The sequence below is a fragment of the Enterococcus sp. AZ067 genome, assembly GCF_051715005.1.
In the GTDB taxonomy this organism is placed as follows: domain Bacteria; phylum Bacillota; class Bacilli; order Lactobacillales; family Enterococcaceae; genus Enterococcus_D; species Enterococcus_D casseliflavus.
Genome location: NZ_JBIOSY010000001.1, coordinates 3,426,002 through 3,450,000 on the forward strand (window position 1 = coordinate 3,426,002; position 23,999 = coordinate 3,450,000).

A 23,999-nucleotide genomic window follows, 5' to 3' on the forward strand; every position below is an offset into this window, starting at 1 on the left:
TTCTAGTATACCATTCTTCTCAGGTTCTAGACTAGCAGTTGCCTAATTCCTTTAATTTCCGCTGATGGAATTCCACAAGCCGCCAAACAGTTCTTTCGTTCCTTCTTTGATCTTGCTGCCGAATTCCTTCATACCTTCTTTGGCGCTTTCGGCAAAGTCATCGATGGTTTTCTGCCAATCATTGCCATTTTGTGACGTACTGCTCTCAGGATCTGGTACTTCATCGGCTGCCATCAATTTTCCACCTGTCCAATAAGCGTCTGCAACTTGGAATTGGGTGCCTTGACTATAAGGCAGTAAGCTTTCGGCCTCTGCTTTGAATATTTTCCCAACGACTTGTCCGCTAGTTCCCGTTAAGTAATGATCTTCACTCACATGTTCAAATCCTAGCCAGGTTGAAAGAACCATATCAGGGGTATAGCCGACGATCCATTGGTCATTGACCTTAGAAGCATCAAAGTTGGTCTCTGTCGTACCCGTCTTACCGGCGATCGTAAAGCCGTACGGACTGGCACTAACACCCGTCCCGTTAGAAAAGGTGCCGAGCATCATGCTCGTCATTTTATCAGCGGTCTCTTTAGAAATCACCCGTTTGCCTTGCACAGACGTATTGTCAACGATCACGGCACCAGTTGAATCAACGATTTTGGTGATCAAATGCGGTTTGTAGTAATACCCGCCATTTGCGAAAACGCCATACGCTGCTGCCATCGTCATGGGTGATTCCCCTTTTTCCAAACCACCTAATGCTAAGCCATAATATTTGTCGGATTCGGTCAAGGAAAGTCCAAACTCTTGTGCTTTGCTGTACCCACGATCTAAGCCGATCTCATGCAACAGCCAAACTGCTGGCAGATTCAGGCTTTGGGCGAGGGCTTGATACATGACTGCTTCGCCAGCATAGGTCCCATCAAAGTTTTGAGCATCATAAAAATCGAGGGGCTCGTCTTTCAGGATACTGTCGGGTTCAAACCCAGCTTCTAGGGCAGGGGCGAAGACGCTGATCGGTTTGATCGTGGAGCCTGGTGAACGTTTCATTTGCGTGGCAAAATTAAAGCCTCTAAAGACGTGCTCGCCACGACGACCCACCACCGCTTGCACCCCACCGGTATTCGGATCAAGTGCGACAGAGCCTGATTGCACCATCGTGCCATCAGCGGCATTTTCAGGGAACAAGGCATCGTTTTTATAGGCAGCTTCCATTTGCGCTTGGTAGTTTTGATCCAGTGCTGTATAGATCTTGTAGCCGCGATTCATGACATCATCGGCGTCCAACCCATAGGATTCGGCTTCATCGATGACCGCATCGAAATAATAAGGATACTTATAGCCAGATTCTGAATTGCCAAATCCATCATACAGTAAATTAGCTAAGGCAACTTGTGATTCTTGGTCAGCAACGGACTGGTCCAACTTGCCGTTATCCACCATCAAACTCAAGACGGTATCGCGACGGTTCGTGGCGTTTTCCAGATTGTCGATCGGGTTATAGATCGAAGGACCTTTGAGCATCCCCACCAACGTCGCAGCTTCTCCCACGCTTAGTTCAGAAGCATTGACACCGAAATATTTTAGCGAGGCATCTTGAATGCCCCAAACCCCGTTACCAAAATAGGAACTGTTCAAATACATTTCCAAAATCTCATCTTTGGAATATTTCTTCTCGATCTCGATCGCTAAGAAAAGCTCCTTGGCTTTTCGACTAAAGGTTTGATCCAAGGACAGATAGGCATTTTTGGCAAGCTGCTGGGTGATGGTACTTCCCCCACCGCCTTCGGCACTGCGGTTGACCAGCATACGTAGGGCTGCCCGAGCGATCCCCTTGATATCAAACCCGTGGTGATTATAGAAGTTGCGGTCTTCGGTTGAGATCAAGGCGTTGACCACATCACTGGAAATGGCATCAAGAGAAACGTACGTGCCTTTTTGCGAGTACAACTGCCCTGCTTCATCGCCATTGGCATCAAAAATCACCGTCGATTCTTTCAGACCTGACTCTAATTCACTGACTTTCGTATTTTTGGCGATATAAAACAAATACCCGCTCATGATTAAGATAGCAACTAAACTAAGTAAAATAAAAATTTTATTTACGTGGTATTTTTTCCAAACCCGCTTGCGCCATTGATGAAATTGCTGCAAATACGGTTTTAACCAGCGCCAAAAGGTCAGCCAACCGGTCTTTATTTTGTGAAGGATGTGTTTCCAATCCATTACTTCACGCTCCTTTGGTTAAGTGTAGCATAAATGACTTTCTTTGTTATACGGCTCTAGACGTAATTTCATTCGAAAAGAATGCTTTATTATTCTAGCATTGAATGCTCTGTTTTTTATTGTTTTTTTTATAAGAAAAGCTTAAAGATGCTATAATAGTCGATAGCGAACAGCAAAGAAAGGACGTTTTTATGGAATACACCATGACTTTACCCGAAAATCACCCGCCCATGCCGCTTCGCGATTTGTTGGAACGGGAGTGGCTCGTCCCACGAAAAGTGCGCCATTTTCTGCGCACACGGAAAAATGTTACCGTCAATCAGCAGCCCGCGATGTTTCATCAAGAAGTTCGTGGCGGCGATCAAATCACTTTGATCATTGAAGACAGTGATTACAGCTATCAGCCGATCCAGTTAGGCCAAGCAGACAAAGTCGACGTACTTTTTGAAGATGAGCACTTATTGGTGCTGAACAAGCCTGCGGGGGTCAAGACGCACCCCAATCAGCCATTAGAAGCAGATACCCTATTGAATGATGCAGCTGCTTACCTTGCGCCGAAACAGCAGCAGCCTTATGTGGTCCATCGTCTAGACAAAGAAACCAGCGGTGTCGTTTTATTCGCAAAAAATCCTTTGGTGTTGCCGATCTTGGGTCGAATGTTGGAAAACAAACAGATTTTCCGCCGCTATCAAGCCACAGTTTGGGGCAAACTTACGCAAGATCAAACGATCGCCAAAAAAATCGGTCGTGACCGTCACGATCGTCGCAAGCGGCTGATTGACCCCCGCAACGGTCAATCAGCCGTCACCCATGTAACCATCGCCCACACCCAACAAAAGACGACCGATGTGTATTGTGTGTTAGACACGGGGAGGACCCACCAAATTCGCGTCCACCTTGCCAGTATCGGTCATCCAGTCGTCGGTGACCCGCTTTACCAAAACAAACCAGCGCCGCGTTTGCTGCTACATGGCTATGAATTGCATCTGGAGCATCCCTTTACCAAAGAACAGTTAGTGATCATCGCTCAACCAGGCTTGTGGTAAGCAACCAAAAAGCATGACGACTTGAGGAATCCCTCTTGTCAGTCATGCTTTTTGGTTTCAGATGATTTTCTCCATGCTTCTACTTGGTATTTTGGTTTATAGCGGTAAGTAAGCTGCTGGATCAACGAAATCTGACCACAACGTCTTACTCAATCCAAAGTGCAAATGGACGCCAGTCGAGTTTCCAGTCGTCCCCATCGTACCTACTTGCTCGCCAACTGCAACGGTTGCCCCCTTCGAGACACTGACAGCTGTTAAGTGAAAATAATACGAGTAAAAGCCGTTATCATGAGCCAAAATCACGTAATTCCCCGTGCTTGGACCATAACCAGCATCTTCTACCTGACCATCCCGAGCGGCGACGATCTTCTCCCCCGCTTGACCTGTGAAGTCGATCCCGTCATGCTGCGTCCCAGAAAAACCAGTTGGGTCAGCTCGAGTACCAAAACCGCTGGAGATCGACACGGCGCCCGTGATTGGCAGTGAAAATTCACTGGCTGCTGCTTTCTCTGCTGCTTCTTTGGCTTTTTGTTTTGCTTCTTCAGCGGCTTTTGCTTCTTTGTCCACTTTTTCTTGCAAGTCTTGTACTTGCGCTTGCGTTTGCTGCAGCTGCTCTTGTTGGCTCTGCAATTCTTCTTTTGCTGTTGCTAGTTGTTCTTTACTATGTACTAATTGGGCTTGCGTCAAGGTTTGGTACGAAGTGAATCGTTGCTGTTGGGCTTCTTTTTCCGCCAATTGTTGGTTCACTTCCCGTAAAGCCGCTTGTTGTTCACTAAACTTGCGTAGTTGTTGGATCGTGGCTTGTGGTCCGTCGACTACCGGGCTGCTTGGCGCTTGGCTTTCTTGATGCTGGGCTTTTTGGTCATTCAGAGCAGCGATCTGCGTTTGAACTTCCTGGCTTTCTTGTGCTAATTGGCTTAATTCTTCCTGATAATCCGCTAATTGACTTTCCAGCGCTGTGACTTTCTGTTGGCTAGTGGTGACTCCCTCTTCATACGTTGCAAGTTCTGCAGTCAAAACCGTCAGTTCCTCGGTGCTCTTCGTTTCAGCAGCATAACTGACAGCTGGCTGGAAAAGCGGCAACGTAAGGGCGAGCAATAAAAAAATCTTTTTCTTCAATGAGGCAACTCCTTCTTTTTTTTAGTAGCTTGGCTACTTTAACATGCTTATTCATGAAAAAAAAGAGGGTTTTTCCAACAGTTTAAAGTCTATTGTTGCAAATTTTCATGTAAATTACCTATAAAACGGGCTTTTTTTACAAATATTGCAGCCGAATAACAACTTTTATAAGAATTTCTTTAGCTCGCCTAATGGTCTTTCTTATCGATGAAAAAACGAATATTCTAACACCTGGAAAAGAAAAGGTTTTCAAAAGGTCGTGGGTATCGTAGAATGGGGAAAGAGATCACGTTGAAAGGAGAAAAATATGGATAGACCAACATTTTCTGTTAAATAATTCCACATTATTTAACAAGGAGAAACGACATGAAACTGATAACACTTAATGAATCTACTTTATCTGAGAATAAATTATTAAAACGATTGTTTATTGAATCAAAAGAACATTTTTTTAAAATAGAAGGACGCGAGCCTCTTGCTCCCTTAGTTGATATTAACAAAGTCATTCCCGAGATTCCCAAAGAAGCCTGCCACTGTTTGAGTATTTACTACTTTGAGCAACTGATCGGTTATTTATGGGTATTTGATGACTCTCCGACAAGTTTCTATATTCTGCATTTTTATATCAGTGAACAATATAGAAATTTAGGTTTTGGCAAACTTGCTCTTAGGGAACTTGAAAACAGCTACTACAATCAACAATTAAAAACAGCTGAATTGGTCGTATCTGGCGTAAACTTTGTTGGTCTAAAGTTCTGGCAATCAGTCGGTTTTGACAAAATCATCGATGTTTATAAGCCCGACGAAATTGGGTCGTTTTCAACAGAACTTGAGCTACAAAAAAATTATTCATTTCATGAGAAGGATATTGTCCTTCTGCTGCCTTTTGAAAGAGTAAATAATTTATCGAGAAGTGAACTGATTCTTTCAGAAAAACAAACAGATGCTACTTTTGCATTATCCGTACCCGAGGCAATCAAAGAAGCGAGTAAAAATCTTACTATGATCTCATACTTGATTTGCTTAAATAACGAAGTGGTCGGTTATACTTCTCTTGCTTTCGATGAAACTGATTTAAAATCAGAGAATCGAAACTGGTTATGCCAGTATACTATTAAGAAAAGTGATCGAAGTAAAGCCTATGCTGCAAAAGTAATGCCTATAATCATCAATCACTTTCTCCATCGAGGAGTACCAGACATAACTTTGTCGATCAACGCCTCAAACGAACAAGCCAAAGAATTTTATCAAAAATTCGGTTTTGTTCATGTGGGACACCAAGGTGTAAACAAAATTTTGATGAAAAAAACACTATTTTAATAAAAGCCTCAAACTCTGCAATGAGTTTGAGGCTTTTAATCATTTAGTATCTCTATCAAAGCGTATACTTATCCTCGCTCTTGCAACTTCGCCAATTCCTCAGACGTTAATTCCCGATACTCGCCTAATGCCAAATCATCTGGCAAGGACAGCCCGCCCATGCGAATCCGTTTCAAATAAACGACTTCTTTTCCTACTGCATGGACCATCCGTTTGACTTGATGAAACTTGCCTTCATGGAGGATCAGTTTGATCTCGCTGCGCATTTCTTCTTCATCGACGTTGAGGATCTGCAACTCAGCCGGCAAAGTCCACTCGCCGTCTAATTTGATGCCTTTGGCAAAGATTTTTTGATCCTCCGCTGTCATGATTCCCTCGACTTGAGCATAATATTCTTTTTCCACATGCTTTTTAGGCGACAATAATTGATGCGCCAATCCGCCATCGTTCGTAATCAGCAAAAAGCCTTCGGTGTCTTTATCCAACCGTCCTACTGGAAACAGATCTTCGCGAAATGCTTCTTCAGAAAACAAATCTAAGACCGTCTCTTCATAGGAATCGACGGTTGCCGAAATCACGCCGGCGGGTTTATTCAGCAAATAATAAAACTGGCTTTGATAGGCGATGGGTTCCCCCTCAAAACAAACGGTATCTTGTGTTTCTTGTACTTGTGCTTTGTCACTTTTGATGACTTGTCCATTGACGGTCACAAGCCCTTTTTTGATCAACTGTTTCACTTCTTTGCGGGAGCCATAGCCCATATCCGCTAAAAATTTGTCCAAACGCATCGGTTTCTTCCTTTCATATAAAACAGCCGCCAAGGTCTCACAAAGGAGGCTCAGCGGCTGCTTCTAGTTTTATTTGATGTGTAATTTCTGGCGTAAACGTACCATTGATGAGCCGAGTAGTTTTTCAGCTAAACGCAATTTCAGCGCAATGTAGATGTATACACTGCCGCCGACTCCTGCTACTAGCAAGCTCAAGATAAAGGCTTGGACTTTTCTTTCAGAGCTCAAGACAAGCCCAAAGAGTTGGCGAGCGATCAACGCTGCGATCACCATAATGATCGTCATCGCGCCAATCAATAATGTCCGTCGCAACGTTAAGTTTACATTGAAATGGCCTTTGCGAATCATTTTGCGAATATTTAACCAGCAGACGATCCCTAAGGCAATCGTGGTAGAAACCAATGGACCGTAGACTTGGAACAAACGAATCGCTGGATACTGCAAGATCACTTTCACCAGTAATCCTACAAAGAAGAAAACAACCGCTTCTTTGTTGTGGTACATCCCTTGCAACATACTCGAACTAAGCATAAACAAGCCCAAGACCAGACCAGACAGACAGGCAGCGACTAAGACGCTCGCCCCTAACGCATCTGGACGATAAAACAAGGTGTATAGAGGATAAGACAGTACGATCATCCCAAAAGTCGCTGGAAACATTACAAAGGAATACAATTGCAAGTTGTTGCTGATCAATTTGGCTAAGTTCTTTTTGTCTTTTTTGGCGACTGCTTCACTGATCAAAGGCAGTCCCGTTGAAGCCATGGAAGTAGCTAATCCGATAACCACCATCGTCAGCTTATCAGGGTTGCTGCCGAAAATCGCCATTAGTTCTAAGAGCTGATCATTTGAAAATTCGGTAAAACTGCTCATCATTCGAACAAAGGTGTACTGATCCACCAATTTTAAAATCGTGATCCCTGAGCCTACGATAATAAAAGGGATCGCTTCTTTGATGGTCGCTAAAACCAATTCTTTGGTTTGCAGCACCGTTTCTTCTTTGCTCATATCGACTAAAACATCCATCCGCACCCGCTGCTTTTGGAAGTAATAGCCTAATACCAAAATGCTGGCTAAGACACCGATAAAGGCGGCAAAGGTCGATTGCGTCACGGCTGCCGTGTATTCGCCTTCGATGACCCGCATAATGATGAAGGTCGCTAAAAGCATATAACAGACACGAGCGATTTGTTCAACGACTTGCGAGATCGCAAAAGGTTTCATGTCTTGGTTTCCTTGGAAATACCCTCGCATGACACTCATACAAGGAAAAACCAATAAAGCAATACTCAATGAGCGCATCGCAGGAATCAATTCTGCGCCTCCGCCTGAAGCCGTTGCCAACCATGGGGCTGCCAAATACATGATTCCAGCGGTCACCACGCCAAAACCTGCCATCAATTGAAACGCTCTTAAAAAGAGCTTCTGGCTCGTGCGGTATTCTTGGCGAGAATTGTAAAAAGAAATCTGTTTGGCAATTGCTGAAGGGATCCCCGCAGTGGAGATCATTAAAAATAAGGCGTAAACATTATAGCCCATTCCAAACAACGCATTTGCTTTATCCGCATTTGCGCCCATCCAATAATACCAGGGTAAAATGTAAATGGCGCCAAGCAAACGTGAGCCGATATTTCCCATCGTCATCCAAGCAGATCCTTGAGCCATTTTTTCTTGTGTAGTTAATTCTTTTGACACTGAACGCATGTGTTTATCCATCGCCATTATCTCCAACTTTCTACAAACATATCCCTTCCATTTTAATTCGAAAAAGGGTTGGTCGCAATCTATTTTTGCAACATCTTAAAGTTTCTTCAAAATAAGGAGAAAAAAAAGAAAACTTTTCCCTCCCAAACGGCGGTTTTTAGGAGTTATGCTATAATAAGAGAAATCTTTAGAGGAATGAAGGAGAACAACGATGCAAAAGGAACTCATTACCGTGCCACAGATCCGCAAGCTCTTATTGCAGGAAAACCTATTGAAAGAAATCATCACCCCCACTGATTGGGTTTATACCGTGCCGCAAGAAATGACTGATCTTGCCTTTACCTCATTAAGCTACGACTCGCGAACAGCCGATGCGGCGACGCTTTTTTTCTGTAAAGGGGCTTCTTTTAAAGAAAGCTACCTGGCTGCCGCCATTGACCAAGGGATTCAGTGCTACATTTCAGAAACGCCCTATGACAACTTTGCAACTTATGGAATCATCGTCACCGACATTCGAGAAACGATGGCAGTGATCGCTCAAGCGTTTTATGGCCATCCTCAAGAACAGCTGGTGACCATCGGCATCACGGGAACAAAAGGCAAAACCAGCTGCGCCTATTTTGCTCGGGCGATTTTAGCAGAATCGACGGGTCAAAAAGTAGCATTCTTTTCATCTGAGGAAAACTCAGTCGACGGAAAAACCTTTAATGAAGCAGTGTTGACGACCCCCGAAACACTGGATCTTTATAAGATGATGGCCGAGGCTGTCGCAAACGGCATGACCCATCTTGTGATGGAGGTTTCTTCCCAAGCCTATAAAACCAAACGGGTCGCCGGTATTACCTTTGATATTGGCGCGTTCTTAAATATTTCGCCTGATCACATTGGACCAGTGGAACATCCAACTTATGACGATTACCTTTACTGCAAACGGGAACTGATCCGCAACAGCAAACAGATGATTTTAAATCGCCAAAGCGATCACTACCACTTGCTGCGAGAAACTTGTGAAGTCCATCAAGTTCCTTATATTACCTACGGACGTTCAGACGCCGATTATGTCGTCCAAGAAGGGACAGATCTAAAAGGCTTTGCGCTGTCAGCTGCTTCTGATGTCTTGCAAGTCTCTGGTGAATATCAACTGGGGATCTTAGGTTCTTTCAACCATGAGAACGCTGCAGCTGCGATTTTAGCTGCCTGCTTAGCGGGTGCCTCTCGTGAAGACGCTCAGAAAGTCCTGCCGACAGTGATCATCCCTGGACGAATGATCGTTTTAGAAAAAGAAAATGGTGCAGTCATGATCGTTGACTATGCTCACAATTACCTTAGCTTCCAATCATTAAGTGAACTTGCCCGCCAATTGCGTCCAGAAGGCCGCCTGCTTTTTGTCACTGGCAGTGCTGGCGGCAAAGCCCAATCTCGCCGAGCAGATATGGGACGAGCGCTAGGAGAATATGCGGACAAAGTCTACCTGACCAGCGATGATCCTGATTTTGAAGAAGCAGATGCGATCGCAAAAGAAATCGCAGCTGCGATCACCAATCCTGAAGTTGCCATCATTCATGAGATGGATCGGGCTCAAGCCGTCAAATCAGCGATTGCTGAAGCAGACAGTAAGGATATCGTGATTATTGCGGGCAAAGGCGCCGAACAATACTTGAAAGTCGCTGGAAAAAAAGTCCCTTACATCGGTGACTTGACCTTAGCGCAGCAGCAAGCCAAACACCAATAGCAACAAGTTGCCTCAACAAAAAAACTTTCAGATGATTTAACAGATCATCTGAAAGTTTTTTTTCTGCGTGACTAAGGTTGTTCGTCTTCGTAAGTCTCATAGACATAGGGTGCGCCATCATAACGGAATTCTGTTGAAATGGCGGCGTCAAGGTCTTCGGTAAACATTCGTTTGCTGAAAGGAAACAAAAAGACTTGCCCTTCTTTGGCATCTTCGGCTGCTAAACGGTAAAACAGCTCTTCTTCTGTTAATTGTTGATTCAACTGTTCCAAGACATCGGCAGTGACTGCCTCTTCCTCATAGCCAGGTTTGGCAATCCGTGCATAATCTTCAAAAAAAGCCGACTGGCCTTCAAATGATTGATACTCCATGTAAGTCCCCTCTTTCTTTTCTCTTACTTTATTATACGAGAGTCCGTGAGGATCAGCGAATAATATGATCGGTCTACAGGGGAATTTTTACTCTTCTGGTGCTTAAATATGTCAGAAACATTTCAAGTGTATTACGAATCAATTATTTGACAAAATCAGATTGAACACGCATCCAAATTTTGTATAATGATACATAGAGACTATAAAAGGGGCAAATGTAATGAACAACGCAAAGAAAAAATTATTCGTCGGTACTGGTGCTGCAATTGGTTTTGTCGCAATCGTTGCTATGATGGCTCAGTTCATGATTTCCAATCATCTATTTGGCGGAAGTGATGCTTCATCAGAAATTTTCACTCGCGCTACGTATCCAAACGGCTTTCTACTAGTGATCTTGATTCCATTGGTCGCAACAGCCGCTTTGTTCTATGGGATCATTCGCAAAAAATAACAAAAAAGTGTTGCTGAGAACCACTCAGTAACACTTTTTTTCTTTGTCGCTACCAAAAAGCTGCCTAACAGACCATTGTCCTGTTAGGCAGCTACTTTTTTAGCGTTTAGTTTGCAACGATATTGACCAATTTATTCGGTACGACGATCACTTTGCGGATCGTTTTTCCTTGGAGCTGTTCTTGGACAAGTTCGTTTTCTTGCGCCAATTGTTCAAGCACTGCTTTTTCTGCGTCTGCTGGAACCATTGCTTTGGCACGAACTTTGCCGTTGACTTGAAAGACGACTTCGATCTCATCTTCCACTAGGGCACTTTCGTCATAGGTTGGCCAAGGCACATAAGAGATCCCATTGTCATTTCCGAGGATCGACCAGAGCTCTTCACCGATATGTGGTGCGATTGGAGCCAATAGCTGCACAAATCCTTCGACATACTCGTAAGGTAAGGCATCAGCTTTATACGCTTCATTGACGAAGACCATCAATTGGGAAATCGCCGTATTGAAATGCAGCTGCTCAAAATCTTCCGTCACTTTCTTAACGGTTTGATGGTAAACTTTCGACAATTTGCCATCGTTGAATGTCGTGATGCGGTCACGCATTTTGCCATTTTCATCGACGATCAAGCGCCACACACGATCCAAGAATTTACGACTGCCTTCAAGACCATTCTCATTCCAAGCGATCGATGCATCCAATGGTCCCATAAACATTTCATATAGACGCAAAGTATCCGCACCGTATTGATTGATGACATCATCTGGATTGACGACGTTGCCGCGGGATTTTGACATTTTTTCATTGTTTTCCCCAAGGATCATCCCTTGGTTGAACAATTTTTCAAATGGTTCTTTCGTTGGCACGACACCGATATCATACAAGAATTTATGCCAGAAGCGAGCATAAAGCAAGTGCAAGACAGCGTGCTCTGCGCCACCGATATAAATATCGACTGGCATCCAGCGCTTCAATTTATCATAGTCTGCCAAAACAGACTTATTATGAGGATCGATAAAGCGCAAGAAATACCATGAACTTCCAGCCCATTGCGGCATCGTATTGGTTTCCCGACGACCTTTTTTCCCGGTTTCAGGGTCGGTGACATTGACCCAATCCGTGACATTGGCTAATGGCGATTCCCCAGTACCGCTTGGTTTGATATTGTCGGTTTTTGGCAAACGCAACGGCAGCTGATCTTCAGAAAGCGCTGTGGTCGTACCATCTTCCCAATGGATGATCGGGATTGGTTCACCCCAATACCGTTGGCGAGAGAACAACCAATCTCGAAGACGATAGCTGACTTCTTTTTTCCCAACATGGTTTTCTTCCAACCATGCGACCATTTTTTCAATGGCTGTCTCTTTGTCTAGCCCATCCAAAAAGTCTGAATTGATATGCAGTCCATCTTCGGTATAGGCAGATTCTTCCACGTTGCCCCCTGCCAATACAGGAATGATCTCTAAGCCAAATGTTTTGGCAAATTCGTGGTCACGTTCGTCATGGGCAGGAACCGCCATGATCGCACCTGTTCCATAAGAAGCCAAAACGTAATCGGCGATCCAAATCGGGATCTCTTTGCCATTCACGGGATTGATGGCATAGGCACCAGTGAAGACACCAGTTTTTTCTTTGGCCAAATCTGTTCGGTTCAAATCAGATTTTTTCGACGCTTCTTCTACATAGGCATCAATGGCTGCTTTTTGTTCTGGTGTAGTGATTTGGGCCACTAGCTCATGTTCTGGCGCCAATACGGCGTAGGTCGCACCAAACAAGGTATCTGGGCGAGTCGTAAAGACGGTAAAGTCTTTTTCCATCCCTGCCACTTTAAACGTAACGTTGGCTCCGACCGAACGTCCGATCCAATTGCGCTGCATTTCTTTGATGCTTTCTGGCCAATCAACTTCTTCTAAATCGTCCAACAAACGATCAGCATACGCCGTGATTTTTAGCATCCATTGTCGCATCGGTTTGCGGATCACATCATAGCCGCCCCGTTCGCTCTTGCCGTCAATGACTTCTTCATTGGCGATCACGGTCCCAAGCTCTGGTACCCAGTTTACCGGAACTTCGGCTTCATAAGCTAACCCTTTTTCATAAAGCTTGGTAAAGATCCATTGGGTCCACTTGTAGTATTCAGGGTCTGTCGTATTGACCTCGCGATTCCAGTCATAGCTGAACCCTAGCGCATTGATTTGACGGCGGAAGGTCTCAATGTTTTTCTTCGTAAATTCCGCTGGATCATTTCCAGTGTCTAGTGCATATTGTTCGGCAGGCAGACCAAAGGCATCCCAGCCCATTGGGTGCAGCACATTGTACCCTTGGCTGCGTTTGAAGCGGCTCAAGATATCCGTTGCCGTAAACCCTTCTGGATGTCCGACATGTAATCCTTGTCCGGATGGATATGGGAACATATCTAGCGCATAAAATTTTGGTTTGTCCGGCTCATCATGGGTGTTGAACTCATTTTTCTTTGCCCAATATTTTTGCCATTTTTTTTCGATTTCTTTGTGATTGTAATTCACGATGGACTCCTCCTAAAAATTGGTGTTTTGCTCGTCAAATCAACCAGCAAAACTTAAAAAAAGTCCTATAAAAATCGCTATGATTTTTATAGGACGTTATCAACGTGGTACCACCTAAGTTTATCTGCTCCTCAAAAAAGCAGACCTCGATGTTTTAACGGCCATCGCCGTATCTGCCTAGCCAAATCAGGTTCAGTCAGATATCACTCGAAGACGAGTTCGAAAGGTGTGCTGTGCATTTCCACCAACCATGCACTCTCTAAAAGTCCCACCGTACTTCTACTATTCCTTCTCAAACGTGAAAGTTTCTTTGCACTTATCCTAACAAAAATCATTAGGAATAGCAATCTATTTTACCCTAACTGTTTGTCCTGGGTAAATAAAGTTATTTTGAATATTGTTCCATTGAATAAATTGATCCGTCGTGATGCCAAACTTATCTGCGATCCCCCAAACGGAATCCCCCGATGCGACCTTGTACGTACCATTTTTCGCTGAAGTGCTGGTAGTAGCTGCCGTGCCGCCTTGCTTGACGACCACCTTTTGTCCTGGATAGATAAAATCATTTTTGATGTTGTTCCAGTTGCGGAATTGGTCCATCGAAATCCCGTGTTTATTGGCAACTGACCAGACTGAATCACCCGCTGCCACCGTATAGGTGTTGCCTGCAGCACTGCTGCTGGTTTGGCTGCTGACGGTCGTGCTCGTTGTTGTACTTGTACTCGTTGCGGAACTACCACTGACGACAACTTTTTGTCCTGGGTAGACAAAATCATTTTTGATATTGTTCAAACTGCGAAATTGATCCATTGAGATTCCATGTTTGTTGGCGATCGACCAGACTGAATCACCCGCTGCCACTGTATAGGTACCGCCACTGCTTTGGCTAGCCGTTGATGCTGTGCTGACGGTCGTGGTACTGCTGGTATTCGTAGACGAACCACCGCTGACGACAACTTTTTGTCCTGGGTAGACAAAGTCATTTTTGATATTGTTCAAACTGCGGAATTGATCCATTGAGATCCCATGTTTATTGGCGATCGACCAGACTGAATCGCCAGAAACTACGGTGTAGGTATTACCTGATGTAGTTGCTGAAGCATTGCGATTGACGATCGATACCGTTGAAGTTGCCGAAGTACTTTGGGTGCTGCCGTTAACTTTCAACGTTTGCCCTGGATAAACAAAATCATTTTTGATGTTGTTCAAACTGCGCAGCTGATCCATGGAGATGCCATGTTTGTTGGCGATCGACCATACAGAGTCGCCCGAAGCGACTGTATACGTTTGACTGCCGCTCGTGCTGACAGCCGCCGTTGTAGTCGTAGTATTGGTTGATGCGCTAGCTGTGGCGCCACCACCGGCATTGCCAGAAGCTGGCGTGTCATATTTCGTCAACCCAAATTGCTGGATCACGGCATTCAGTGAAGAGGCATAGTTTGGTGCAGTCGCATAACGGCCTGCTAGCCATGCGGTTGCATCAAGATATGAAGTCGTATTGCTTTTCCAAGCGCCAGAATAATACGCGACACCGCTTTGTAAAGAAGTTGAGCGTAAAGTACGTGCGTTATCTTCAAATGATTGCGTGTAAGATGGGTAACGCTTAAAGGGTTCATTCATAGTCAACCATTGGTTGTTCAAATATTCTAAGGTACTCATATAAACGGTTTGACCGTTATAGCTGCCTTTGATTCCGAAAAGATTGTAATTCGGTGCTTTTGATAAGCTGCTTCGGCCCCAACCACTTTCTAAAATGGCTTGCGCGATCATCACAGAAGCATATAGATCGTTGGCGTTTGCCACAGGTTGGGCGTACGTAGCGATTTCAGCAATAAACGCGGAAGTATTCGGCGCGGCAAAATTGCTAGTAGAAACTTGGGCGATCGAGGTCTCTACGGCTTCTGCTTGAACCGATGACACCAATGGAGCTACAACAGAGCAAGCAGTCAGTGTTGTTCCTAAAACAACTGCACTTTTTTTGATCACTCGATACTTATCGCCCGATTGGTCTGCTTGACGATGTACTTTTCTTGATTGACTCGTGTTCATGTCCGTTATTCCTCCGTTTTTTCCTTATAGTGAACGTAGGTTTAGTATACAATTTCTTAAGAATTTATAAAAGGTATTTGAGCCGATTTCAGAAACTGTAAACTCTTTGTAATCAAACGAACATTTATTGCAATGAAGCAATTGGCCTGCTCCCGATAAACGTATCGCTTGCTCAGACGAGTAACCCCTTGCTCGTTCCCTGCTTTTTCCGACTTGTGATAAATGCTATAATACCTTCTAGATGTCTCTTTGACTTAATGACAATAATTGACAGAAATTCTCTAGAAACGAGGCTTATCCATGCATAAAAAACTTTATTTTCAATTTGCGGGCAGTTGCTTTTTACTGCTGTTCGTTTTTCTCGGCTATGTCGTGAAATTTTACCCTACTTGGTTGGTCTCCTTTGACGAAACCTTGACTCGCATCATCCGCAGCGGCTACCCGTTTTGGACACCGTTTTTTCTATGGGTCACAAAATTTGCGAATCCTACCACGATCATCTTGCTCTTTCTCGCTGTTTTAGCTGTCTTAGTGATCAACAAGTATTATGCTGAAGCTCTATGGCTCAGTATTGGTACCATCGGGATTGCTGGGCTCTTTAATCCATTGATCAAACTGGTCTTTTTACGGGAGCGCCCAACTCTTGAACACTTAGTCACGGAATCAAGTTTCAGTTTCCCCAGTGGACACTCGACGGGCAGTATGATTTTTTATGGAACCTTGCTCTTCTTGGTCCCAGTTTTCTTCAAGCAGCCTTTTTGGCAATGGGGCATCCGCCTTTTGCTGGGCCTTTTGATTGGCTGCATCGGCATCAGCCGTATTTATGTTGGTGTGCATTTCCCCAGTGATGTGTTAGGCGGTTTTTGTGTTGGCCTGTCTTGGCTGCTGTTGACCTATCCGTACTACTTGCAAAAACGCTTTGTCTGGCGCTTCACGCGTAAACAATTATAAAAGAAGGTAAAAAAATGAATCCATTTCCTTATGCAGAAGATAAAAACAAACGATACCATTCGTGGAACTTTGCTTTGCGGCAAGAATTTGGCGAAAAAATCTTTAAAGTCCCCATCGATGCGGGCTTCGACTGCCCCAATCGTGACGGCACCGTTGCCAAAGGCGGCTGTACATTTTGCAGTGTGTCCGGTTCTGGCGATATGATCGTAGCTCCTGAAGCCCCACTGCCAGAGCAGTTTGAAAAAGAGATCGCCATGATGCACAAAAAGTGGCCGCAAGTGGACAAATACATTGTCTATTTTCAAAACTTTACGAACACCCACGCACCGGTGGCAGTGATCCGCGAACGCTTCGAGCAAGTGTTGACACTTCCTGGTGTTGTTGGAATCTCCATCGGGACCCGACCAGACTGCTTACCAGAAGATGTCGTTGACTATCTAGCAGAGCTCAATCAACGCTTTTATTTATGGGTCGAATTAGGACTGCAAACGACGTTTGAAACCACGAGCAATGCCATCAACCGCGCCCATGATTATCAAACTTACTTAGACGGCGTCGCCAGCCTGCGCAAACACAATATTCGTGTCTGTACCCATTTGATCAATGGCCTGCCAGGCGAGACGATCGAGATGATGCAAGAAAATGTCCGCCGCACCATTCAAGATTCTGATATCCAAGGCATCAAACTGCACCTGCTGCATTTGATGCGCAATACTCGGATGCTGCGGGATTATCATGAAGGACGTTTGCAATTGATGCGGCGCGATACCTATGTGTCATTGATCTGCGATCAGTTAGAAATGATCCCCCCAGAGATCATCATTCATCGCTTGACAGGCGATGCACCATGGGATTCTCTGGTAGGTCCAATGTGGAGTTTGAAAAAATGGGAAGTCTTGAATGAGATCGATCAAGAAATGCTGCGCCGCAACTCCTATCAAGGAAAATTCAACGTGCGAAAGGAGCCTGTCAATGCTGCCGACCGCCATGCGCTATAGCCACACCCTTTTAAAAGAAGTTCTACAACCGGGACAAACCGCCGTTGATGCCACGATGGGCAACGGCTTCGACACGGAATTACTGGCTTCCTTAGTTGGCCCAACTGGTCAGGTGTTTGCGTTTGATATTCAAGAACAAGCCCTGCAAGCTACCAAAAAGCGGTTGGCTGAAAAAGAGCTGTTGGCGCAAGTCCAGCTGATCCATCAAGGCCATGAGACGTTGGCAGAGGTTGTGAGTGGTCCGGTTCACGCCGCCATTTTCAATTTAGGCTACTTGCCGAAAGGGGACAAAGCGATCATCACGCTGCCTGATACAACGAAAACGGCTTTAGAAGCTTTACTGACACGTTTAGCCCCGAAAGGTAGAATCATCCTCGTCTGCTATTATGGACACACTGGCGGCGAAGCAGAGCTGAAAGAAGTACACTCCTTTTGTCAGCAGCTGCCGCAAGAGGCATTCAATGTCCTTTCCTATCAATTTATCAATCAGCGCAACCAACCGCCGATCTTATTTTGTATCGAACGAAAAAACCATCAGTCCTCGGCACGTTAAGGTGTCGATCGACTGATGGTTTTTTTATTCACTAAAAAGCCATTGCAGGACTCGTTGGATCCATTGATCCCAGAAATTCCAATCATGATCCCCAGTTCCCGATTCAAACGTTACGGCTAGTTTGCGTTTTTGCAGCTTATCCACCGCATATTCACTTGCCGGATACAGCTGATCCTCGGTTCCGCAGCTAATAAAAAAGCGCGGCGCTGTGCTTGGATCGATGGTCTCAATCAGATGGATCAAATCATTTTCTGACCCTTTGAATTGCTCTAATGGTCCAAAAATTCCTTCCCAATAAGCTTGGCTTCGCAGCTGCAGCAAGGAATCCATGCTTTCAGCCAGCGCTAATGCCCCAGACAAAGACGCTACCGCCGCAAACTGGTCAGGCTTTCTCAGCCCGAGTTTTACTGCCCCATAGCCCCCCATAGAAAGCCCAGCCGCAAAAGTTTTTTCTCGTTTTTGCGTCAGCTGAGGAAACAGCTCATGGCAAATCTGTGGTAATTCTTCGGCGATAAAAGTCCAATACTTCATCTCATAGGTCGTATCGGTATACCACCCCAGATCAGTAGACGGCATGATGACCGCTAGTTGATACTCTGCGGCATACCGCTCGATCGACGTCCGTCGCTGCCAGACACTATGATTTCCGTTCATCCCATGCAATAAATAAAGCACCGGGAGATCTATGCCCGTTGATTGGCTTTGCGTGCCGATTTTTTTCTTGGTACTTTGAGGCAAGATCACATCGATCATTACCTCCATTTCAAGAACATTTGAATAGATATTTGCTTGTAAAAAAGCCATACAATCACCTGCGATCCTTTTTTTATATTGTACCAGATTCTCGCGAAATCGTGCGGGTCAAACCAATCGCTAGCACAATAAGTAAAACACCGATCCCAAAAACCCAGTGTAGACCGCTATAAAGAATCTCCCGTAATTGCCCTAATAATGCGGTTGGCAGCTGGCGCGCAGCGGCTGGATCTACTAGCTGATTCATGACACTGCTATCATTGACTTGTGCCTGTGCTAAGCCTACGCTATTACTGGTGTTTAAAACGATACCGAAGACCGCTACCATGATGGTTTGCCCGATCGTTCGCAACAGAGTATTGAAAGAAGTCGCCACGCCGACTTGTGTGGGGCCAACGCTGGTTTGGGCAGTAACCGTACAAACCACCATCGTTGCCCCTAACCCGACGCCAGTAATAGAAGAAATGACCAAGAACAACCAGAATGAGGTCTGTGCCGGTGTCAAAAACAGCCACAAAGCACCGGTAGCCGTGATCAACAAGCTAACCGTCAAGACCCAGCTGACACTGTGCTGTGTCAACCAACGGCTGGCTAAGAAGGAACCAATCATCCATAAAATCGATAACGGTGCCAACACAAGCCCGCCAATCCCCGCACTCATGCCTAAGACCCCTTGCATCCACATTGGGATATAAACATCGATCCCCATCAAGAAGCCGCTAGCCAAAGCTGCTACGATATTGACCACCACAAATAATTTTGAATGAAACAGCTTCAGATCAATAATCGGATCTGCTGCTTTTTTCTCCACCCGAACGAAGCCGATGAACATAAGGACAGAAAAAACGAACAGACTGAGGACAGGCAGACTCACACCATAATCTCCCAGCAACTGGAAGCCTAGCAGGAGCCCTACTAGCGTCAACATCAACAAGAGACTGCCTGCATAATCAATGTTGACTGCAGCAAAGGCCTTTTTTTCTTCATGAAAATAAAACCAAATCAAGGCAATCAGCCCTAATCCAATGGGTACGTTGATAAAAAAGATCCAATGCCACCCGATCGTATCTACGATCAAGCCACCGGCTAAGGGACCAACGACACTGGCGATCCCCCAAGCCGTACTATTGAGCCCTAAGACTTTCGCCCGCTTTTCAACGGGATACAGGTCCGCAATGATCGTTAGGGCAACGGGCATCATGGCCCCTGCGCCTAATCCTTGCAACGCTCTGGCAATGATCAACGTCAACATCGTGTTGGCCATCCCACAAAACGCCGACCCGATAATAAACAGCAACGTCCCAAATAAAAAGACTGGTTTGCGGCCGATATTATCGGCAAACTTGCCGTAGATCGGGGTCAACATCGCACTGGTCAAAAGATAGATCGAGAAGACCCAGTTCATGATCTCGATCCCTTTCAATGAACTGACGATGGTAGGCATCGCTGTCGTAATGATCGTTCCTTCGATTGCGGTCATAAACGTTGCGACAAAGACCGCAATGGTGACTAATTTTACATTGGTTCGCATATAACTCCTCCTTTTACTCCAAAAAAAAGAACCTCTATTGATAGTCATCAATAGAGGTCGCCTCTTTTAATCCTTCACACTTGCCAAAAGTGCCGACACCTTGTCGGTGCGTTCCCATGGCAAATCGATATCTGTACGACCGAAATGTCCGTAAGCGGCAGTCTGACGATAAATCGGACGGCGCAAATCTAACATTTCAATAATTCCTGCTGGTCGCAAATCAAAGTTTTCCCGTACCGCTTGGATCAAGCGCTCGTTGCTGACGGTTCCTGTACCAAAAGTGTTGATGCTGATCGAAACGGGCTGTGCCACACCGATCGCATAGGCTAATTGTACTTCCACTTTTTTGGCTAGCTTTGCTGCTACGATGTTTTTGGCAATGTAGCGAGCCGCATAGCTGGCTGAACGGTCAACTTTGGTTGCATCTTTTCCAGAAAACGCACCGCCGCCATGACGTGCATAGCCGCCATAAGTATCAACGATGATTTTTCTGCCAGTCAAACCGGCATCCCCTTGAGGACCGCCGATCACAAAACGACCAGTAGGATTGATATAATATTTTGTCTGCTCGTCTAAAAGATCGGCAGGGATCACTTCTTTGATCACTTTTTCGATGACATCACGGTGGATCGTTTCATTATCAGCCGCATCATCATGCTGGGTACTAATAACGACGGTGTCCACTCTTTGTGGTTGATCGTTATCATCATATTCAACGGTTACTTGTGATTTTGCATCTGGACGCAAGTAGCTTAGTTCGTTGTTTTTACGCAACTCTGCTAAGCGACGTACCAGCCGATGGCTCAAGGCGATCGGTAAAGGCATCAATTCAGGTGTTTCATCAACAGCAAAACCAAACATCAAGCCTTGGTCGCCGGCACCGATATCTTCTTTATCCGTTTCTCCACGACTTTCTAAAGCATCGTCAACGCCTTGAGCGATATCTGGTGATTGCTCATCGATCGCTACCAAAACAGCAACCGTATCGCCGTCAAAGCCGAATTTTGCTCGTGTATAGCCGATTTCTTTGATGGTTTCTCGGACGACTTTTTGGATATCTACATAAGCAGAAGTAGAAATTTCTCCAAAGACTAAAACCAATCCGGTAGTAACTGACGTTTCGCAAGCGACCCGTGCCATTGGATCTTCGGCAAGCAACGCATCTAAGATGGCATCACTGATTTGGTCGGCTACTTTGTCTGGGTGTCCTTCTGAAACGGACTCTGATGTAAATAAGTGTTTCTCTGTCATTTTTGTATTCCCCCTAATATATGTTTCGGTTACAAGGCATCTTCGCAGCTGCGAATCCTTTCGGGAACTTGCAACGGACTGATTATAACAAATTTTGACTACTCATGCTTGAGAAAATGATAAAAAGATCGTTTTTGGGCAATAAAAAAACACTCTCAAGAGTGTTTGCATGATCCGTACGGGATTCGAACCCGTGTTACCGCCGTGAAAGGGCGGTGTCTTAACCGCTTGACCAACGGACCAGTTTAAAAATGTAATGGGCCTAAATGGACTCGAACCATCGACCTCACGCTTATCAGGCGTGCGCTCTAACCAGCTGAGCTATAGGCCCCAAATAAAAAATGCAAAGCGGGTGACGAGAATCGAACTCGCGACAACAGCTTGGAAGGCTGTAGTTTTACCACTAAACTACACCCGCATTCCTATGGCGCGGGACAGAATCGAACTGCCGACACATGGAGCTTCAATCCATTGCTCTACCAACTGAGCTACCGAGCCAAAAACAACGGTCTGGACGGGACTCGAACCCGCGACCTCCTGCGTGACAGGCAGGCATTCTAACCAACTGAACTACCAAACCAGAAGCTTTGTATTGCTGCTTTGCCGTTAAACAAAGCAATTGCGGGAGCAGGATTTGAACCTACGACCTTCGGGTTATGAGCCCGACGAGCTACCAGACTGCTCCATCCCGCGATAAGTAATTACTTTACAGTAATTAAAGGACTGTGATTCTTTTGCTCGCAACAAAAGAGACAGTTAAGGAGGATAAGGGATTCGAACCCTTGCACGGTTTTACCCGCCTGACGGTTTTCAAGACCGTTCCCTTCAGCCGGACTTGGGTAATCCTCCAAAAGTAAAAAATGATCCGTACGGGATTCGAACCCGTGTTACCGCCGTGAAAGGGCGGTGTCTTAACCACTTGACCAACGGACCAATAAAAAACGGAGAAGGAGGGATTTGAACCCTCGCGCCGGTTTCCCGACCTACACCCTTAGCAGGGGCGCCTCTTCAGCCACTTGAGTACTTCCCCAAATGTATGACTACATTTTGATGGGCCTAAATGGACTCGAACCATCGACCTCACGCTTATCAGGCGTGCGCTCTAACCAGCTGAGCTATAGGCCCCAAAAAATAAAAGCTAAAGCGGGTGACGAGAATCGAACTCGCGACAACAGCTTGGAAGGCTGTGGTTTTACCACTAAACTACACCCGCATGGCGGTCTGGACGGGACTCGAACCCGCGACCTCCTGCGTGACAGGCAGGCATTCTAACCAACTGAACTACCAAACCATATTTAGCTTTTATTGCGCTTTTGAAAACAAAAGCAATTGCGGGAGCAGGATTTGAACCTACGACCTTCGGGTTATGAGCCCGACGAGCTACCAGACTGCTCCATCCCGCGATAAGTAATTACTTTACAGTAATTAAAGGACTGTGATTCTTTTGCTCGCAACAAAAGAGACAGTTAAGGAGGATAAGGGATTCGAACCCTTGCACGGTTTTACCCGCCTGACGGTTTTCAAGACCGTTCCCTTCAGCCGGACTTGGGTAATCCTCCATAATAAAACAGATACAATGCCACAATGGACCTTGTAGGACTCGAACCTACGACCGGACGGTTATGAGCCGTCTGCTCTAACCAACTGAGCTAAAGGTCCAGGCTCTTAAAAATCGCGGCGGAGGGGATCGAACCCCCGACCTCCCGGGTATGAACCGGACGCTCTAGCCAGCTGAGCTACACCGCGTAAAAAAGAATCATTTATTCAAATGATATGGAGCCTAGCGGGATCGAACCGCTGACCTCCTGCGTGCAAAGCAGGCGCTCTCCCAGCTGAGCTAAGGCCCCTTTTGAAAAAGTATCGGGAAGACAGGATTCGAACCTGCGACCCCTTGGTCCCAAACCAAGTGCTCTACCAAGCTGAGCTACTTCCCGTTATTAAAAAGCGCGCCCAAGAGGAGTCGAACCCCTAACCTTTTGATCCGTAGTCAAACACTCTATCCAATTGAGCTATGGGCGCATATTATGAAATGCCGAGGACCGGAATCGAACCGGTACGGTGATCACTCACCGCAGGATTTTAAGTCCTGTGCGTCTGCCAGTTCCGCCACCCCGGCTGAAAATTGCTAAGGCAAAGCGGAAAACGGGGTTCGAACCCGCGACCCCCACCTTGGCAAGGTGGTGCTCTACCACTGAGCTATTTCCGCATATTCCTGATGCCGGCTAAAGGACTTGAACCCTCGACCCTCTGATTACAAATCAGATGCTCTACCAACTGAGCTAAGCCGGCAATGAAGTGCGGGTGAAGGGACTTGAACCCCCACGCCCGAAGGCGCTAGATCCTAAATCTAGTGCGTCTGCCAATTCCGCCACACCCGCATAGGTTATTACTATGAGTCGTACAGGGCTCGAACCTGTGACCCTCTGATTAAAAGTCAGATGCTCTACCAACTGAGCTAACGACTCATATGGGGGTTAACGGGATCGAACCGCTGACCCTCTGCTTGTAAGGCAGATGCTCTCCCAGCTGAGCTAAACCCCCATAAGGTAAAAAAAACGCGTGGCGACGTCCTACTCTCACAAAGGGAAACCCTTCACTACAATCGGCGCTAAGAAGCTTAACTTCTGTGTTCGGCATGGTTACAGGT

General features: G+C 45.6%; 17 protein-coding genes, 25 tRNA genes, 1 rRNA gene, 1 riboswitch and 1 other annotated feature (1 of these 45 cut by a window edge). Of the genes, 7 read left to right on the forward strand and 36 right to left on the reverse strand.

The window, feature by feature from the left end; all coding sequences use genetic code 11:
- Positions 1-51 precede the first annotated feature (51 nt).
- Complete coding sequence (locus IGI82_RS16205; RefSeq protein WP_005227705.1) at positions 52-2,214, reverse strand: PBP1A family penicillin-binding protein; 2,163 nt, start codon at positions 2,212-2,214, stop codon at positions 52-54.
- A gap of 191 nt (positions 2,215-2,405) precedes the next feature.
- Between IGI82_RS16205 and IGI82_RS16210 the strand changes: the two genes are divergently transcribed.
- Positions 2,406-3,260: an RluA family pseudouridine synthase gene (locus IGI82_RS16210; RefSeq protein WP_438842504.1), complete on the forward strand. Its 855-nt coding sequence runs from the start codon at positions 2,406-2,408 to the stop codon at positions 3,258-3,260.
- Positions 3,261-3,356: 96 nt separating this feature from the next.
- Here the strand turns inward: IGI82_RS16210 and IGI82_RS16215 are convergent, their stop codons facing one another.
- Entirely contained in the window at positions 3,357-4,379 is a 1,023-nt protein-coding gene (locus tag IGI82_RS16215; protein WP_438842505.1) for a peptidoglycan DD-metalloendopeptidase family protein, read from the reverse strand.
- Between the two features lie 366 nt (positions 4,380-4,745).
- On the opposite strand from IGI82_RS16215, the gene IGI82_RS16220 reads away from it, so the two are divergent.
- Positions 4,746-5,699: a GNAT family N-acetyltransferase gene (locus IGI82_RS16220; protein ID WP_421757813.1), complete on the forward strand. Its 954-nt coding sequence runs from the start codon at positions 4,746-4,748 to the stop codon at positions 5,697-5,699.
- A 68-nt stretch (positions 5,700-5,767) separates the two neighbouring features.
- Here the strand turns inward: IGI82_RS16220 and IGI82_RS16225 are convergent, their stop codons facing one another.
- On the reverse strand, positions 5,768-6,487 hold the full coding sequence (locus IGI82_RS16225; RefSeq protein WP_081116951.1) for a pseudouridine synthase: 720 nt from the start codon (positions 6,485-6,487) through the stop codon (positions 5,768-5,770).
- Positions 6,488-6,556: 69 nt separating this feature from the next.
- A complete protein-coding gene (locus IGI82_RS16230; protein ID WP_015510492.1) occupies positions 6,557-8,203 on the reverse strand; it encodes a putative polysaccharide biosynthesis protein in 1,647 nt (548 codons plus the stop codon).
- Between the two features lie 199 nt (positions 8,204-8,402).
- Between IGI82_RS16230 and murE the strand changes: the two genes are divergently transcribed.
- Entirely contained in the window at positions 8,403-9,923 is a 1,521-nt protein-coding gene (gene murE, locus IGI82_RS16235; RefSeq protein WP_015510493.1) for a UDP-N-acetylmuramyl-tripeptide synthetase, read from the forward strand.
- 71 nt (positions 9,924-9,994) lie between these two features.
- Here the strand turns inward: murE and IGI82_RS16240 are convergent, their stop codons facing one another.
- On the reverse strand, positions 9,995-10,294 hold the full coding sequence (locus IGI82_RS16240) for a DUF5960 family protein (RefSeq protein WP_005227682.1): 300 nt from the start codon (positions 10,292-10,294) through the stop codon (positions 9,995-9,997).
- Positions 10,295-10,514: 220 nt separating this feature from the next.
- On the opposite strand from IGI82_RS16240, the gene IGI82_RS16245 reads away from it, so the two are divergent.
- Complete coding sequence (locus tag IGI82_RS16245; RefSeq protein WP_005233376.1) at positions 10,515-10,745, forward strand: hypothetical protein; 231 nt, start codon at positions 10,515-10,517, stop codon at positions 10,743-10,745.
- A gap of 106 nt (positions 10,746-10,851) precedes the next feature.
- On the opposite strand, the gene leuS is transcribed toward IGI82_RS16245, so the two are convergent.
- Together leuS and IGI82_RS16255 are read right to left on the reverse strand one after the other, a co-directional pair.
- Positions 10,852-13,266: a leucine--tRNA ligase gene (gene leuS / locus IGI82_RS16250; protein WP_115232889.1), complete on the reverse strand. Its 2,415-nt coding sequence runs from the start codon at positions 13,264-13,266 to the stop codon at positions 10,852-10,854.
- An 86-nt stretch (positions 13,267-13,352) separates the two neighbouring features.
- Positions 13,353-13,572: a binding site (T-box leader), on the reverse strand.
- Positions 13,573-13,614: 42 nt separating this feature from the next.
- A complete protein-coding gene (locus IGI82_RS16255; protein ID WP_115232890.1) occupies positions 13,615-15,315 on the reverse strand; it encodes a LysM peptidoglycan-binding domain-containing protein in 1,701 nt (566 codons plus the stop codon).
- Positions 15,316-15,615: 300 nt separating this feature from the next.
- Here IGI82_RS16255 and IGI82_RS16260 point away from each other — a divergent pair, with 300 nt between their 5' ends.
- The 3 genes from IGI82_RS16260 to IGI82_RS16270 are packed head-to-tail and all read left to right on the forward strand — an operon-like array spanning position 15,616 to position 17,817.
- Complete coding sequence (locus tag IGI82_RS16260; RefSeq protein ID WP_015510495.1) at positions 15,616-16,266, forward strand: phosphatase PAP2 family protein; 651 nt, start codon at positions 15,616-15,618, stop codon at positions 16,264-16,266.
- Positions 16,267-16,280: 14 nt separating this feature from the next.
- A complete protein-coding gene (locus IGI82_RS16265) occupies positions 16,281-17,264 on the forward strand; it encodes a TIGR01212 family radical SAM protein (protein WP_010749006.1) in 984 nt (327 codons plus the stop codon).
- A complete protein-coding gene (locus tag IGI82_RS16270; RefSeq protein ID WP_438842506.1) occupies positions 17,239-17,817 on the forward strand; it encodes a class I SAM-dependent methyltransferase in 579 nt (192 codons plus the stop codon). Before IGI82_RS16265 ends, IGI82_RS16270 begins: the two co-directional genes overlap by 26 nt.
- Before the next feature lie 24 nt (positions 17,818-17,841).
- Here IGI82_RS16270 and IGI82_RS16275 read toward each other — a convergent pair whose 3' ends face one another.
- The 29 genes from IGI82_RS16275 to rrf all read right to left on the reverse strand — a co-directional run.
- The gene (locus IGI82_RS16275) at positions 17,842-18,621 is read right to left on the reverse strand and encodes an alpha/beta hydrolase (RefSeq protein WP_142964463.1); all 780 of its coding nucleotides are present in this window, start codon (positions 18,619-18,621) and stop codon (positions 17,842-17,844) included.
- 22 nt (positions 18,622-18,643) lie between these two features.
- Positions 18,644-20,101, reverse strand: a complete 1,458-nt coding sequence (locus IGI82_RS16280) for an MDR family MFS transporter (protein WP_016609940.1) — start codon at positions 20,099-20,101, stop codon at positions 18,644-18,646.
- Between the two features lie 66 nt (positions 20,102-20,167).
- Complete coding sequence (metK, locus tag IGI82_RS16285) at positions 20,168-21,352, reverse strand: methionine adenosyltransferase (RefSeq protein ID WP_115232893.1); 1,185 nt, start codon at positions 21,350-21,352, stop codon at positions 20,168-20,170.
- A riboswitch (SMK box riboswitch) is annotated at positions 21,350-21,431 on the reverse strand. (Overlaps the previous gene by 3 nt.)
- 91 nt (positions 21,432-21,522) lie before the next feature.
- Positions 21,523-21,594 (reverse strand) — tRNA-Glu (locus IGI82_RS16290).
- 15 nt (positions 21,595-21,609) lie between these two features.
- Positions 21,610-21,683, reverse strand: a tRNA-Ile gene (locus IGI82_RS16295).
- A 16-nt stretch (positions 21,684-21,699) separates the two neighbouring features.
- Positions 21,700-21,770, reverse strand: a tRNA-Gly gene (locus IGI82_RS16300).
- Between the two features lie 7 nt (positions 21,771-21,777).
- Positions 21,778-21,850 (reverse strand) — tRNA-Phe (locus IGI82_RS16305).
- Between the two features lie 8 nt (positions 21,851-21,858).
- A tRNA-Asp gene (locus tag IGI82_RS16310) sits at positions 21,859-21,932 on the reverse strand.
- A 39-nt stretch (positions 21,933-21,971) separates the two neighbouring features.
- Positions 21,972-22,045: transfer RNA gene (locus IGI82_RS16315), tRNA-Met, on the reverse strand.
- A 66-nt stretch (positions 22,046-22,111) separates the two neighbouring features.
- Positions 22,112-22,201: transfer RNA gene (locus IGI82_RS16320), tRNA-Ser, on the reverse strand.
- 12 nt (positions 22,202-22,213) lie between these two features.
- Positions 22,214-22,285 (reverse strand) — tRNA-Glu (locus IGI82_RS16325).
- A gap of 9 nt (positions 22,286-22,294) precedes the next feature.
- Positions 22,295-22,382: transfer RNA gene (locus IGI82_RS16330), tRNA-Ser, on the reverse strand.
- A 21-nt stretch (positions 22,383-22,403) separates the two neighbouring features.
- Positions 22,404-22,477, reverse strand: a tRNA-Ile gene (locus IGI82_RS16335).
- A gap of 17 nt (positions 22,478-22,494) precedes the next feature.
- A tRNA-Gly gene (locus tag IGI82_RS16340) sits at positions 22,495-22,565 on the reverse strand.
- A gap of 1 nt (position 22,566) precedes the next feature.
- Positions 22,567-22,643, reverse strand: a tRNA-Asp gene (locus IGI82_RS16345).
- A 38-nt stretch (positions 22,644-22,681) separates the two neighbouring features.
- Positions 22,682-22,755: transfer RNA gene (locus IGI82_RS16350), tRNA-Met, on the reverse strand.
- A 66-nt stretch (positions 22,756-22,821) separates the two neighbouring features.
- Positions 22,822-22,911 (reverse strand) — tRNA-Ser (locus IGI82_RS16355).
- A gap of 26 nt (positions 22,912-22,937) precedes the next feature.
- Positions 22,938-23,011 (reverse strand) — tRNA-Ile (locus IGI82_RS16360).
- Between the two features lie 13 nt (positions 23,012-23,024).
- Positions 23,025-23,098 (reverse strand) — tRNA-Met (locus IGI82_RS16365).
- A gap of 28 nt (positions 23,099-23,126) precedes the next feature.
- Positions 23,127-23,199 (reverse strand) — tRNA-Ala (locus IGI82_RS16370).
- Between the two features lie 13 nt (positions 23,200-23,212).
- Positions 23,213-23,286: transfer RNA gene (locus IGI82_RS16375), tRNA-Pro, on the reverse strand.
- A gap of 11 nt (positions 23,287-23,297) precedes the next feature.
- A tRNA-Arg gene (locus tag IGI82_RS16380) sits at positions 23,298-23,371 on the reverse strand.
- Positions 23,372-23,382: 11 nt separating this feature from the next.
- Positions 23,383-23,468: transfer RNA gene (locus tag IGI82_RS16385), tRNA-Leu, on the reverse strand.
- Positions 23,469-23,486: 18 nt separating this feature from the next.
- Positions 23,487-23,558 (reverse strand) — tRNA-Gly (locus IGI82_RS16390).
- Between the two features lie 10 nt (positions 23,559-23,568).
- Positions 23,569-23,641, reverse strand: a tRNA-Thr gene (locus tag IGI82_RS16395).
- Positions 23,642-23,648: 7 nt separating this feature from the next.
- Positions 23,649-23,730, reverse strand: a tRNA-Leu gene (locus IGI82_RS16400).
- A gap of 14 nt (positions 23,731-23,744) precedes the next feature.
- Positions 23,745-23,817 (reverse strand) — tRNA-Lys (locus tag IGI82_RS16405).
- A 3-nt stretch (positions 23,818-23,820) separates the two neighbouring features.
- Positions 23,821-23,893: transfer RNA gene (locus IGI82_RS16410), tRNA-Val, on the reverse strand.
- A gap of 16 nt (positions 23,894-23,909) precedes the next feature.
- A 5S ribosomal RNA gene (rrf, locus tag IGI82_RS16415) occupies positions 23,910-23,999 on the reverse strand; it runs 26 nt beyond the window's last position.